Here is a 13,504-nt window from a genome sequence, read left to right on the forward strand (position 1 = left end):
GCCGCACCCGAAGCCGGTGCCGGTGAAGCCCGTGCACGGTCACGTCAGCCGATGTCGACCGGATCCATCTGGACGCGCAACGGGGCGTCGGAGCGGTGGGAGCTGCGGACGGCGCGGGCGGCGGTGAGCGCGCGGGCGAGCGGGGCGCCCTCGGTGCGGCCGACGCGCAGCAGCATGCGCTCGACGTCGGCGGGCTCTTCGGCGCCGGAGAACGGTTTGCGCGCGGTCGGGGGCAGCGGGACCGGGCCGAGCACCTCGACGTGCTCGGGAAGCTGGGCGACGTCGAGCAATTCGGCGATGGAGGCCGCGGTGCCGTCGATGGCGGCCAGCCGGACCGCGGGCGGGAAGCCGACCTCGGCGCGGGCCGCGAGTTCGGCGGCGGCGTGGTGGACCGGGTCCCAGCGCACCAGGGCCTGCACCGTCGGCAGCGACGGCTCCGCCATCACGATCACCTGGCCGCGCGGCCGGACCAGCGCCGCCGCGCCCAGCCAGCGCCGCAGGGTGTCCTCGGTGGCGCGCAGGTCGGCGCGGCCGAGGAGGGCCCAGCCGTCGAGCAGCAGCGCCACCCCGTACCCGCCCGGCACGAGGGGTTCGGCGCCGACGGTCGCGACCACCACCTGGGCGCCCGGCTCGACCGTGTCGAGCACCTCCCCGCCGCCGGAGCCGCGGATCGGGACGCCGGGGAAGGCCCGGCCGAGTTCCTCGGCGGTCCGGGCCGCGCCGATGACGGTCGCCCGGAGCGCGCGGGCGCCACACGCCTGGCAGCGGTAGGCCGCCTCGGTGATGCCGCACCACTTGCACTGCGGGCTCGCCGCCTCCCCGGTGGTCGACTGCGGCAGGGCCAGCGGACCGTGACAGTGCCTGCAGCGCGCCGGGGTGCGGCACTTCGCGCACGCCAGCGACGGCACGTACCCGCGCCGCGGCACCTGTACGAGCACCGCCGCGTTCTCCCGCAGCGCCGCGCGCGCGGCCGCGAAGGCGACACCGGGCATCCGCACCGAGCGGGCCAGGGCGTCGCGCTCCAACGCGAAGTCGGTGTCACCGGGGGCGCTGATCCGCGGCATCACCTCGCGCAGGACCTGCCGCTCGGCGAGAAGATCACGCGCCCATCCGGATTCGACGACGGCCTGGATCTCGGCCGTCCGCGCGAAGCCGGCCGCGACGAAGGCGGCGCCGGTCTCGTGGGCGCGCAGCATCGCGACCTCGCGGGCGTGCGGATACGGCGCCCTCGGCTCGGCGTAGGTGTCGTCGCCGTCGTCCCAGAGGGCGATCAAGCCGAGGTCACGCACGGGCGCGAACACCGCGGCCCGCGTACCGACCACGATCCGCGCCTGCCCACGCAACACCGACAGCCATCGCCGATACCGCGCCGCGGGCCCCAACCCCGCCGACAGCCCGACCGCCGAATCCCCCACCAGCCGAACACATTCGGCGAGCAACCGGTCCAGGTCCCGTTGGTCCGGCACCATGAGCACCACGCCGCGCCCACCTGCGGCCACCGTCGCCGCCAGCTCGGCCAGCCGCGCCGCCCAGTCCTCCCCCGGCAGCGCCTGCCAGGCCGCCCGCGGCCCCCGCCCGTCCCGCAACGCCGCGACGAACGCCCCACCGTGCACATACCGCCCCCACGCCGACGTATCGACCTCCGCCGCGCCGCCACTTTTTCCCGCCGCCCCAGCGGCGGCACCGCCCACCGCGGCCACGCCGGCCACCACCGGCCCTGCCGCGACATCACCCGCTGCCGATTGCGCCGCCGCGCGGCCGGCCACCGATTCCTCAGCGGCAGACTGTCCTGGCGCGATGGTCGACTCACCCTCCCGGGATTCGTCGCCATCTCCCGCCGCGTCGCCTTCGGCCGCCCTCGCGCTGTCGGCCGGGTGCGCACTCGGCGCTTCATCGGGTCCGGGCTCCTGCTCCGCTGACACGGCGGATTTCGTTGCCGCGGAACGGGATCGGCGGGGCGTGGCCGGGCCGTTCTCGGTGCGGGCGTGGCGCGGCGGGATGGCCAGGCGGAGGACGTCGGCGCGGGTGCCCGCGTAGCGAGCCGCGACGGTGGTCGCCAGGCGCAGGATCTCGGGGGTCAGCACGCGCTCGGCGGAGACGACCCGTTCCAGCGTCATCATCTTGCCGGTGTGGTCGGTACGCGGGAGCCGTTCGAGCAGGTAGCCGTCGACGAGGCGGCCAGCGAAACGGACGCGGACCCGCACGCCGGGCTGCGCGATCTCGTCGAGTTCGGGCGGGACGAGATAGTCGAAATCGCGGTCGAGGTGCGCAGGCGACAGCAGCGGGAGCACCCGAGCGATCGGGTGTCCCGCTGCTGTCTGTGTCTCGTCCGCTGCCACGCGGGCCGTGGGAACTACAGGCCGACGGCCGCGCGCAGCTTGTCGGCGCGGTCCGTGTGCTCCCAGGGCAGGTCGACATCGGTGCGGCCGAAGTGGCCGTAGGCCGCGGTCGGCGCGTAGATCGGGCGCAGCAGGTCCAGGTCGCGGATGATCGCGCCCGGACGCAGGTCGAAGACCTCGGAGATGGCGGTGGAGATACGGGCCGGGTCGACCTTCTCGGTGCCGAACGTCTCGACGAACAGGCCGACCGGCGCCGCCTTGCCGATCGCGTACGCGACCTGCACCTCGACGCGCTCCGCCAGGCCCGCGGCCACGACGTTCTTGGCGACCCAGCGCATGGCGTAGGCGGCCGAGCGGTCCACCTTCGACGGGTCCTTGCCGGAGAACGCGCCGCCGCCGTGGCGGGCCATGCCGCCGTAGGTGTCGACGATGATCTTGCGGCCGGTCAGGCCCGCGTCGCCCATCGGGCCGCCGAGCACGAACTTGCCGGTCGGGTTCACGAGCAGGCGGATGTCGGAGGTGTCCAGCGACGGCAGCTCCAGGTCACCGATGACGGCGTCGACGACCTTCGCGCGGATGTCGGGCGCGAGCAGGTTGTCCAGGTCGATGTCGGCGGCGTGCTGGGTGGAGATGACGACCGTGTCCAGGCGGACCGGCTTGTCACCGTCGTACTCGATGGTGACCTGGGTCTTGCCGTCGGGCCGCAGGTACGGCAGCACGCCGGACTTGCGCACCTCGGTGAGCTTGCGCGAGAGCCGGTGCGCAAGCGCGATCGGCAGCGGCATCAGCTCCGGGGTGTCGGTGGTCGCGTATCCGAACATCAGGCCCTGGTCACCGGCGCCCTGACGCTCGATCTCGTCGTCGGAGCCGCCGACGCGAGCCTCGTGCGAGGTGTCGACGCCCTGGGCGATATCGGGCGACTGGGCACCGATCGCGATGTTGACACCGCAGGAGTTGCCGTCGAATCCCTTTGCGGAGGAGTCGTATCCGATCTCGAGAACCTTTTCCCGCACGATCCGCGGGATGTCGGCGTAGGCCGAGGTGGTGACCTCGCCCGCCACGTGGACCTGACCCGTGGTCACCAGGGTTTCCACCGCGACCCGGCTGCCCGGATCCTCCGCGAGCAAGGCGTCGAGGATGGAATCGCTGATCGCGTCACAGATCTTGTCCGGATGACCTTCGGTTACGGACTCACTGGTGAATAGCCGACTACCTGTCGTACGCACAGTTATTCCCTCTCCCTCAACGGGTTACTCGTATCGGCTTGTGACGGTAACTCTCGGGTGCTACCGCACAACCCTTGTATCCAGACTATTCCAAACCACCGACGAGGTGGCGGAGTGCACACAGACTGACCCGGACTGTTCACCGAACCGGCGAACCCGCCCACCGATCTCGTCCGTTCGCACTAGACTGCGCGGCAAATCGTTGCCGCACAACAATTCTCGTGCGTGATCGGTCAGCGCAACAGCGGAACGAGCGCGTCGAGCACCCGGCTGGCCAGCAGCGCCTTGGACCCGTGGTCGAGGGCCTGTTCGGTGCCGTCGGCGCCGAGCAGCCAGCCGTCGTTGGTGTCCACCTCGAAGGCCTTGCCCTCCCCGACCGCGTTGACCACGAGCAGGTCGCAGCCCTTGCGGGCCAGCTTGGCGCGGGCGTGGGTGAGCACGTCGCCGTTCTCGTCCCCGGTCTCGGCCGCGAAGCCGACGATCGCGGTACCGGCGAGCCTGCCGTCGGTGCGGGCGTCGACCAGGCCGGCGAGGATGTCCTCGTTCTTGGTCAACGGGATCACGTCGGGCTCGTCCACGCCCTTCTTGATCTTCGCCGCGGCGACGTGGGTGGGCCGGAAATCGGCCACCGCCGCCGCCATGATCACCGCGTCGGCGCCGAGCGCGTGCTTGTCGACCGCGGTCTTGAGCTGGTCGGCGGTGGTGATGTGGACGAGTTCGACGGCCGCGGGGGGCGCGAGTTCGATGGTGTTGCCCGCGATGAGGGTCACCTGGGCGCCGCGCTGAGCGGCGACCCTGGCCAGGGCGTAGCCCTGCTTGCCGGAGCTGCGATTGCCGAGGAAACGCACCGGGTCGAGGGGCTCCCTGGTACCGCCCGCGGTGATCACCAGGCGGCGGCCGGTCAGATCGCGGGGCAGCGCGTCGGCGCGCTCGAGCAGCAGCGAGGCCAGTCCGAAGATCTCCTCCGGCTCGGGCAGGCGGCCCGGGCCGGTGTCGGTGCCGGTGAGGCGGCCCGACGCGGGCTCCATGACATTGGCACCGTGCGCGCGCAGCGTCGCGACATTGGCCACCGTCGCCGGATGCTCCCACATCTCGGTGTGCATCGCGGGCGCGAACAGCACCGGACATCGGGCCGTCAGCAGGGTGGCGGTGAGCAGATCGTCGGCGCGTCCCTGTGCGGCGCGCGCCATCAGATCCGCGGTGGCGGGGGCGATGACGACGAGATCGGCCTCCTGGCCGATCCGGACATGCGGCACCTCGGGCACGTCGGCGAACACACCGGTGTTGACCGGATGTCCCGACAGCGCCTCGAAGGTCGCCTTACCGACGAACTGCAGAGCCGACTCGGTGGGAATCACCCGCACCTGATGGCCGGTCTCGGTGAACCGGCGAACGAGGGCACACGCCTTGTAGGCGGCGATGCCCCCGCCGACCCCGACGACGATCCGCATGGTCTCTACGCCTCCGGAAAAGAGATTGTCACTCGCCCTCGGTGTGTTCGAGCAGGTCGGAGTGGATTTCACGCATGGCGACCGACAGCGGCTTCTCCTGCAGGCCGGGCTCGACGAGCGGGCCGACGTACTCCAGGATGCCGTCGCCGAGCTGGTTGTAGTAGTCGTTGATCTGACGCGCGCGCTTGGCCGCGTAGATCACCAGGGCGTACTTGGACGACGTGCGCTCGAGCAGCTCGTCGATCGGCGGGTTGGTCAGGCCGATCGGGGTGTCGTACGCGGGCGCGGCTGCGATGTCCGTACTCACTAGGGGAGGCTCCTGCGGGGTTAGTGGGTCAAGAACTCGAATTTGTGCTAACGAACAACGATACCAACTGCTCGCAGGCGGTCGTCACCTCGCTGTTCACGATGACCGTGTCGAACTCGTCACAGGCCGCCAATTCGACCCGGGCGGTCTCGAGTCGGCGCTCGATCACCTCGGGCGTCTCGGTGCCGCGCGAACGCAGGCGCGAGACCAGTTCCTCCCAGCTCGGCGGCGCGAGGAACACCAGCAGTGCCTCCGGCATCGCCTGCCGGACCGAGCGCGCGCCGGCCAGATCGACCTCGAGCAACACATGGTGTCCGGCCGCCAGTGCTTCCCGCACCGGGGCCGCGGGGGTGCCAGAGCGCTGCAGCCCCCCATGGATGTCCGCCCATTCGAGCAGTTCGTCCGCCGCGATCATGGCGTCGAAGTCGGCTCGGGAAACGAAACGGTAGTCACGGCCGTCGACTTCCCCGGGCCGAGGGGCCCGGGTCGTCGCGGACACGCTGAAAACCAGTTCGGGCAGGCGTTCCCGCACGCACCGCACGACCGTGGACTTACCCACGGCCGAGGGGCCGACCAGTACAACCAGCCGACCCTTCCGCGTGTGTTCGACCACCTGAATCAGGCGTCGAAGTCGAAGCGAGCCAGCAGCGCCTTGCGCTGACGGTCGCCCAGGCCACGGAGCCGCCGGGTGGGGGCGATCTCCAGCTCGGTCATGATCTCGGCAGCCTTGACCTTGCCCACCTTCGGCAGAGCCTCGAGCAGCGCCGACACCTTCATCTTGCCGAGAATCTCGTCGGACTCGGCGTCGGTGAGGACCTGCTTCAGGTTGGTGCCACCACGCTTCAGGCGCTCCTTGAGCTCTGCCCGAGCGCGGCGAGCGGCAGCCGCCTTCTCCAGAGCAGCGGCGCGCTGCTCGTCAGTCAGCTGGGGAAGGGCCACGGGTTCCTCCGTCTCATCGTTCATTGCTAGATCTACCGCCGGTTACCCGGACGGTCTGTGCGACCGTACCCACGGTGCGCGCCGATTGCGAACCCGACCCCCAGGTCAGGGCACGAATACGCATGCCGTATGGGGCGCGCGGGCCCGATGCGGTGACCACCGATTCCTCCGCACCGATCGTACCGCCGAATCCGAAAAATACATCTCCACCTGCGGTTTTACCGATATGGGCGATGTTAGCCATCGGATAGCGCGAGCGGTCCCCACCGGCCCCGCAAACCGGGCGCGTCGCGACCAGGGGGTTTCCTGAATTTCCCCGCGTGTCGCGCGAATTCGTACCGCGTGTCGTCACGATCGGGAACGAAACCGGTCCAGAACCGCGCCGGTGGCGGTCGCGGTGACCTCGTCGATCCAGTCCGGAATCGGCGCCGCGCGGGCGATGTAATCACGCACGAGGCCGTACGGGATGGCCTTCACCGCGACCTCGGCGACGGCCGTCGCATGCTCGTCGGCGGCGCCGAATTCGGTCACCACCGCCGCCAGCAGCGCGGCGTTCATGGCGTCGTTGACGGTGGCGATCGCGGACCGCAGGTCATCGGGCCCGACCTCGAGGAGTTCCTCGCGGTGGAACATCTTCATCGCCCTGGCCTCGGTCGGGTGGTCGCGGCAGTAGCGCGGTAGATAGGTCGCCGCGGCCAGCAGCGGCGACGGCCCCGCCAGCGCGTCGAGCAGACCCACGTGGAAGCGCTGGATCGAGCGCAGCCACAGCCGCGCGAGGAGTTCGTCACGTGAGGCGAAACGCACATAGATCGACCCCGTGTGCACGCCGGCGGCCTTGCCGATGGCGGTGATCGCGGGCCGGGTGATCGCCGGATCGGCGAGGAGATCGCGCGCCGCGTCGAGCACCTGGTCGTCGGTGAAGAGACGGGGTCTTGCCACCGGGTCAGCCTAGTGGCACAGTTTATGAATATGAATTCAAGAACTAGATTCCCCCTCGCCGGGGCCGCGGTCGTGTTCATCGCCGGGGTCCACACCGTCCTGGGTATCGCTGATTGGGTGCGCGGCGGCCAGGACTCCGAACTGTCGTTCTGGTTCACCCTGTTCGGGGTGATCGGGGTGGGTCTCGGGCTCGCCATGATCGAACTGGAACGGGCGCGGGGCTTCGTCCCGCTCCCAGTACTGGCCGCCCTGGCCGTCACCACCGGCGCCGGCTTGGCCTACATGCCGGTGTCGGGGTTCCTCACCCTCCTTGTGCCGCTCGGCGTCGGCGCGCTGGGCTGGTGGCGGGCGCGGGCCGGCGTGCCCGAGCCCAGGGGTGCCTGAGCGCGGCGCGCGCTCGGCGGCTTCGCGACACGGCGCGGTCGGGTCAGGGCACGACGACGGAGCCGCCGGTGTTCGTGGCACCGGCGGCTCCGTGGCTCGTGGTATCAGGACTGCAGGAAGGCGAACTCCTCCTGCAGGCGCGCGGTCTTGTCGCACAGGGCCGTCACCGACGGGCCCGCGCCGAGGACCTCGCGCGAGACGTTGGGCACGACGGCCGCCAGATTCGCCGCGGGGACCAGGGCGCGGATGGAGTCCGCTCCCCCGCCCTGCGCGCCGACACCGGGCATCAGGATGGGCCCGTTGAGGTTCGACAGGTCCGGCGCCTCGGTGAGCGTCGCGCCGACGACGACGCCGACGGAACCGAAGCCGTGCCCGGTGTTGCGGGCCGCGGCCTCGTCGACCATCGTCTGCGCGATCGTGCGCCCGTCCGCGGCGGTGATCCGCTGCAGTTGCGCCCCTTCGGGATTCGAGGTCGCCGCCAGGACGAACACGCCGCGATGATTGGCCTGCGCCAGGCTCAGCGCCGGCTCGAGTGACCCGAAACCGAGGTACGGCGAGACCGTGACGGCATCCGAGCCGAGTGGCCCGTTCCCGAGCCAGGCGTTGGCGTAGGCGTCCATAGTGGAGCCGATGTCGCCGCGCTTGGCGTCGGCCAGCACCAGGGTGCCCGAGGCGCGCAGCACCTCGATCGTGCGTTCGAGCACCGCGAGACCGCCCGAACCGTAGGTCTCGAAGAACGCGACCTGCGGCTTGACCAGGGCGACCCGGCCGTCGAAGGCCTCGACGCAGATCTCGGCGAACGCCTCGAGCCCGTCGACGTCCTCGGACAGCCCCCACGCCCGGAGCAGCCCGGGGTGGGGGTCGATGCCGACGCACAGCGGGCCGAACTGCCGCATCGCGTGCCGCAACCGATGACCGAAGCTGTGCATGTCAGCCACGCAGCACCGAGTGCAGTTCCTGCAGGGACCGCACCCCGATGCCGCCGTTGATGCCGGCTTCGATGCCCTGCACGGCCGCGGCCGCGCCCTGCACCGTGGTGATGCACGGGATGTTCGCGCCCACCGCGGCGGTGCGGATCTCGTAGCCGTCCACGCGGGGGCCCGAGTTGCCGTAGGGGGTGTTGAACACGATGTCGATCTCGCCGTCGCGGATCTGCTCGACGATCGAGGCCTCCGGCATGCCGGTGGCCGGATCGGTGGCCTCCGGGTCGGAGTGCTTGCGCACCTGTTCGCACGGAATGCCGTTGCGGCGCAGCGTCTCCGCGGTACCCGCGGTGGCGAGGATGCGGAAGCCCAGGTCGTGCAGGCGCTTGATCGGGAACACCATGGCGCGCTTGTCGCGGTTGGCGACCGAGACGAACACGGTGCCCTCGGTCGGCAGCGAGCCGTAGGCCGCGGCCTGACTCTTGGCGAAGGCGGTGCCGAAATCGGCGTCGATGCCCATGACCTCACCGGTGGACTTCATCTCCGGCGAGAGCAGCGAGTCGATGCCGGAGCCGTCGGCGCGACGGAACCGGTGGAAGGGCAGCACGGCTTCCTTCACCGCGACCGGCGCGTCCAGCGGGACGTGGCCGCCGTCGCCCTCGGGCGGCAGCATGCCTTCCTTGCGCAGGTCGGCGATGGTGGCGCCGAGCATCACCCGGGCACAGGCCTTGGCCAGCGGCACCGCGGTCGCCTTGGAGACGAACGGCACCGTGCGGCTGGCGCGCGGGTTGGCCTCGAGCACGTAGAGCACGTCGTCCTTGAGGGCGTACTGCACGTTGAGCAGGCCCTTCACGCCGATGCCCTTGGCCAGCGCGATGGTGGAGCGACGCACGGCCTCGATGTCGCTGCGGCCCAGGGTGATCGGGGGCAGCGCGCAGGCGGAGTCACCGGAGTGGATGCCGGCTTCCTCGATGTGTTCCATGACGCCGCCGAGGAAGACCTCCTCGCCGTCGCACAGGGCGTCGACGTCGATCTCGATGGCGTCTTCCAGGAAGCGGTCGACCAGCACCGGGTGTTCCGGGTTGAGCTCGGTGGCGCGGGAGATGTAGCCCTCGAGCGAGGTCTCGTCGTAGACGATCTCCATGCCGCGCCCGCCCAGCACGTAGGACGGGCGGACCAGCACCGGGTAGCCGATCTCGGCGGCGATCTTCTTCGCCTGCTCGACGGTGGTGGCGGTGCCGTACTTGGGCGCGGGCAGGCCGGCCGCGACCAGCACGTCACCGAACTCGCCGCGGTCCTCGGCCAGGTCGATGGCGGCCGCGGAGGTGCCGACCACCGGCACACCGGCGTCGGTGAGCCGCTGCGCCAGGCTCAGCGGGGTCTGGCCGCCGAGCTGCACGATCACGCCTGCGACGGTGCCCGACTCCGATTCCGCGTGGTACACCTCGAGGACGTCCTCGAAGGTCAGCGGCTCGAAGTAGAGGCGGTCGGCGGTGTCGTAGTCGGTCGACACGGTCTCGGGGTTGCAGTTGACCATGACGGTCTCGTAGCCCGCGGCCGACAGCGTCTGCGCGGCGTGCACGCACGAGTAGTCGAACTCGATGCCCTGACCGATGCGGTTGGGGCCCGAGCCGAGGATGATCACCTTGTCGCGTTCGGTCTGCGGCGCGACCTCGGACTCGGCGCCGGGATCCAGCTCGTAGGAGCTGTAGTGGTACGGCGTCTTGGCCTCGAACTCGGCGGCGCAGGTGTCGACGGTCTTGTAGACCGGCCGCACGCCGAGGCGGTGGCGCAGCGAGCGCACGCCCGCTTCGCCGGCGAGCTCGGGGCGCAGGGCGGCGAGCTGACGGTCGGACAGGCCGTAGTGCTTGGCCTGGCGCAGCAGGTCCTCGTCGAGGACCGGCGCGTCCAGGATCTCCTGGCGCAGCGCGACCAGACCAGCGACCTCGGCGACGAACCAGGGGTCGATGCCGGAGGCGGCGGCGGTCTCCTCGACGCTCGCGCCGAAGCGCAGCGCCCGCTCGACCTGGTAGATACGGCCTTCGATCGGCACGCGCAGGTCGGCGAGGATGGCCTCGACGGCCTCGCGCACCGACGCCGGGTCGTTCGCGTCGGCCGGGGCCCACGTGCCGTCCTCGGCGGTCCAGAAGCTCGCGGCCTTGGTCTCGAGCGAGCGCAGCACCTTGCCGAGGGCCTCGGTGAAGTTGCGGCCCAGCGACATGGCCTCACCGACGGACTTCATGGTGGTGGTGAGGGTGCCGTCGGCGCCGGGGAACTTCTCGAAGGCGAACCGCGGCGCCTTGACCACGACGTAGTCGAGCGTGGGCTCGAAGCAGGCCGGGGTCTCCTTGGTGATGTCGTTGACGATCTCGTCGAGCGTGTAGCCGATGGCCAGCTTGGCCGCGATCTTGGCGATCGGGAAGCCGGTGGCCTTGGACGCCAGCGCCGAGGAGCGCGAGACGCGCGGGTTCATCTCGATGACGATCAGGCGACCGTCCTTCGGATCGACCGCGAACTGGATGTTGCAGCCACCGGTGTCGACGCCGACCTCGCGCAGGATCGCGATGCCGAGATCGCGCATCTTCTGGTACTCGCGGTCGGTGAGGGTCATGGCCGGGGCCACGGTCATCGAGTCGCCGGTGTGCACGCCCATCGGGTCGACGTTCTCGATGGAGCAGACGATGACCACGTTGTCGCGGCCGTCGCGCATCAGCTCGAGCTCGTATTCCTTCCAACCGAGGATGGACTCCTCGATCAGGACGTTCGCGGTCGGCGAGGCGGCCAGGCCGCCGCCGGCGATGCGGTCGAGGTCCTCGTGGTTGTAGGCCATGCCCGAGCCGAGGCCGCCCATGGTGAACGACGGGCGCACGACGACCGGGAAGCCAAGCTCGGCGACCGTCTCGCGGACCTCGTCCATGGTGAAACAGACCTTCGAGCGGGCGCTCTCGCCGCCGACCTTGGCGACGATGTCCTTGAACTTCTGCCGGTCCTCACCGCGCTGGATGGCGTCGAAGTCGGCGCCGATCAGCTCGACGTTGTACTTCTCCAGCACCCCCCGCTCGTGCAGCGCGACCGCGGTGTTGAGCGCGGTCTGCCCACCGAGGGTGGCGAGAATGGCGTCGGGGCGCTCCTTCTCGATGACCTTCTCGACGAACTCCGGGGTGATCGGCTCCACGTAGGTGGAGTCGGCGAACTCGGGGTCGGTCATGATCGTCGCCGGGTTGGAGTTCACCAGCGACACGCGCAGTCCCTCGGACCGCAGCACCCGGCACGCCTGGGTACCCGAGTAGTCGAATTCGCACGCCTGGCCGATGACGATCGGGCCAGAGCCGATCACCAGGATGTGCTTCAGATCCTCGCGGCGAGGCATCAGGCTCCTTCCATGAGACCGGCGAAACGGTCGAACAGGTATGCGGCGTCGTGCGGGCCTGCGGCGGCCTCGGGGTGGTACTGCACCGAGAAGGCGCGACCGTCGATCAGTCGCACACCCTCGACGGTGCCGTCGTTGGCGCAGATGTGGGAGACCTCGGCCTTGCCGAACGGGGTGTCGAACACCTCGCCCTGCTCGCCCTCGAGGGCGAAGCCGTGGTTCTGCGCGGTGATGGAGATGCGGCCGGTGCCCGCCTCGACGACCGGGATGTTGATGCCGCGGTGGCCGAACTTCATCTTGTAGGTGTTCCGGCCCAGCGCCCGGCCCAGGATCTGGTTGCCGAAGCAGATGCCGAACAGCGGGATCCCGCGCTCGAGCACACCCTGGGTCAGTGCGATCGCGCCGGTCTGGGTGGCCGGGTCGCCGGGACCGTTGGACAGGAACACGCCGTTCGGGTTCAGCGCCAGGATGTCGTCGAGGGAGGTGTTCGACGGCACCACGTGCGTGCGCACGCCGCGCTCGGCGAACATCCGCGGGGTGTTGGTCTTGATGCCGAGGTCGACCGCGACGACGGTGAACCGGTGGTCACCGACCGGCTCGATCGTGTACATGCCGTCGGTGCTGACCTCTTCGGCCAGATCCGCGCCGAGCATGGAGGGCTGGCCGTTGACCCGGGCCAGCAGCTCGTCGTCGGCGGCGAGGGCGGCGCCGGAGAAGATACCCGCCTTCATCGACCCGCGGGTGCGCAGGTGGCGCACGACAGCGCGGGTGTCGATGCCGGCGATGCCGACCACGTTCTGCTTGTCGAGCTGGTCCTGCAGGGTGCCGGTGGCGCGCCAGTTGGACGAGATCGGCGAGGGGTCGCGCACGGCGTAGCCGGCGACCCAGATCTTGCCGGACTCGTCGTCCTCGTCGTTCCAGCCGGTGTTGCCGATCTGCGGGGCGGTGGCCACCACGATCTGGCGGTCGTAGCTGGGGTCGGTCAGGGTCTCCTGGTACCCGGTCATCGCGGTGCAGAACACCGCCTCGCCCAGGGTCTGACCCTCGGCGCCGAAGGCGGTACCGCGGAACACGCGGCCGTCCTCCAGCACGAGAGCTGCCTTCACTTTGCTCATTCGTCGTCTCCCGTCGTCACCCTGGTCGCATCCGCTGTCCACGCCGGGTACACCGTCTTGTCGTCGCCCCGGAATCCGGTGTCGATCTCGGTTCCGGTCGGCAGCGTCCAGCGAATGACCAGCACACCATTCTCTGTCATCACTTTGCCCGCGTGTCCGCGTTCGGTGCGCACGGCCGTCAGGGATTCCTGCGGAATCCAGATCGGCGTCGCCCCGTCGCGTTCGAGCAGGATTCCGCGTTCGAACCGCGTCAGTTCCGCGGTCGCCCGGAATCCCAGGTCACCGACCGCGATCCGGTCCTGCCAGCTGGGCGCGAGGGTGCTGCCCAGGTAGAGGCCGGTGGTCGGTTCCAGCAGTTGAGCGCCCAGTTCGGCGGGCACCGTCGGCAGTTCGCCGATCCGCCCCGCCTGGCGCGCGGCCTTCTTCTGCCAGGCCCGGTACATCAGCCACAGGCACACCAGGAAGAAGACCAGACACCCCAGTACCCACAGAATTCTCTCCACGTTCCTGG

The 13,504-nt window shown here is 70.3% G+C and carries 12 protein-coding genes; 1 reads left to right on the top strand and 11 read right to left on the bottom strand.

The window, feature by feature from the left end:
- Positions 1-44: 44 nt before the first annotated feature.
- The 7 genes from DFR69_RS01255 to DFR69_RS01285 all read right to left on the bottom strand — a co-directional run bounded on the left by DFR69_RS01255 (position 45) and on the right by DFR69_RS01285 (position 7,201).
- Positions 45-2,339, bottom strand: a complete 2,295-nt coding sequence (locus DFR69_RS01255; protein WP_482805354.1) for a primosomal protein N' — start codon at positions 2,337-2,339, stop codon at positions 45-47.
- 14 nt (positions 2,340-2,353) lie between these two features.
- On the bottom strand, positions 2,354-3,565 hold the full coding sequence (gene metK / locus DFR69_RS01260) for a methionine adenosyltransferase (protein ID WP_110035541.1): 1,212 nt from the start codon (positions 3,563-3,565) through the stop codon (positions 2,354-2,356).
- A gap of 233 nt (positions 3,566-3,798) precedes the next feature.
- The gene (coaBC, locus tag DFR69_RS01265) at positions 3,799-5,016 is read right to left on the bottom strand and encodes a bifunctional phosphopantothenoylcysteine decarboxylase/phosphopantothenate--cysteine ligase CoaBC (protein WP_110035542.1); all 1,218 of its coding nucleotides are present in this window, start codon (positions 5,014-5,016) and stop codon (positions 3,799-3,801) included.
- A gap of 28 nt (positions 5,017-5,044) precedes the next feature.
- Positions 5,045-5,365 (bottom strand): DNA-directed RNA polymerase subunit omega, encoded by a 321-nt coding sequence (gene rpoZ, locus DFR69_RS01270; RefSeq protein WP_373867119.1) that lies wholly within the window; start codon positions 5,363-5,365, stop codon positions 5,045-5,047.
- Positions 5,352-5,936: a guanylate kinase gene (gene gmk, locus DFR69_RS01275; protein ID WP_110035544.1), complete on the bottom strand. Its 585-nt coding sequence runs from the start codon at positions 5,934-5,936 to the stop codon at positions 5,352-5,354. The genes rpoZ and gmk overlap by 14 nt, the downstream gene beginning before the upstream one ends.
- A 5-nt stretch (positions 5,937-5,941) precedes the next feature.
- Positions 5,942-6,262, bottom strand: coding sequence for an integration host factor, actinobacterial type (gene mihF / locus DFR69_RS01280; protein ID WP_043653536.1), 321 nt, complete (start codon positions 6,260-6,262; stop codon positions 5,942-5,944).
- Positions 6,263-6,610: 348 nt separating this feature from the next.
- Positions 6,611-7,201: a TetR/AcrR family transcriptional regulator gene (locus DFR69_RS01285; RefSeq protein ID WP_244198024.1), complete on the bottom strand. Its 591-nt coding sequence runs from the start codon at positions 7,199-7,201 to the stop codon at positions 6,611-6,613.
- 30 nt (positions 7,202-7,231) lie between these two features.
- Between DFR69_RS01285 and DFR69_RS01290 the strand changes: the two genes are divergently transcribed.
- Complete coding sequence (locus tag DFR69_RS01290; protein WP_244198025.1) at positions 7,232-7,585, top strand: DUF6463 family protein; 354 nt, start codon at positions 7,232-7,234, stop codon at positions 7,583-7,585.
- 104 nt (positions 7,586-7,689) lie between these two features.
- Here DFR69_RS01290 and pyrF read toward each other — a convergent pair whose 3' ends face one another.
- The 4 genes from pyrF to DFR69_RS01310 are packed head-to-tail and all read right to left on the bottom strand — an operon-like array spanning position 7,690 to position 13,496.
- On the bottom strand, positions 7,690-8,514 hold the full coding sequence (pyrF, locus tag DFR69_RS01295; protein ID WP_110035547.1) for an orotidine-5'-phosphate decarboxylase: 825 nt from the start codon (positions 8,512-8,514) through the stop codon (positions 7,690-7,692).
- A 1-nt stretch (position 8,515) separates the two neighbouring features.
- The gene (gene carB, locus DFR69_RS01300) at positions 8,516-11,878 is read right to left on the bottom strand and encodes a carbamoyl-phosphate synthase large subunit (RefSeq protein WP_110035548.1); all 3,363 of its coding nucleotides are present in this window, start codon (positions 11,876-11,878) and stop codon (positions 8,516-8,518) included.
- Positions 11,878-12,993 (bottom strand): glutamine-hydrolyzing carbamoyl-phosphate synthase small subunit, encoded by a 1,116-nt coding sequence (gene carA / locus DFR69_RS01305; protein WP_110035549.1) that lies wholly within the window; start codon positions 12,991-12,993, stop codon positions 11,878-11,880. Before carA ends, carB begins: the two co-directional genes overlap by 1 nt.
- Positions 12,990-13,496: a PH-like domain-containing protein gene (locus tag DFR69_RS01310; RefSeq protein WP_110035550.1), complete on the bottom strand. Its 507-nt coding sequence runs from the start codon at positions 13,494-13,496 to the stop codon at positions 12,990-12,992. The genes carA and DFR69_RS01310 overlap by 4 nt, the downstream gene beginning before the upstream one ends.
- Positions 13,497-13,504 lie beyond the last annotated feature (8 nt).

This window comes from Nocardia neocaledoniensis (assembly GCF_003182135.1).
GTDB classification, from domain to species: Bacteria; Actinomycetota; Actinomycetes; order Mycobacteriales; family Mycobacteriaceae; genus Nocardia; species Nocardia neocaledoniensis.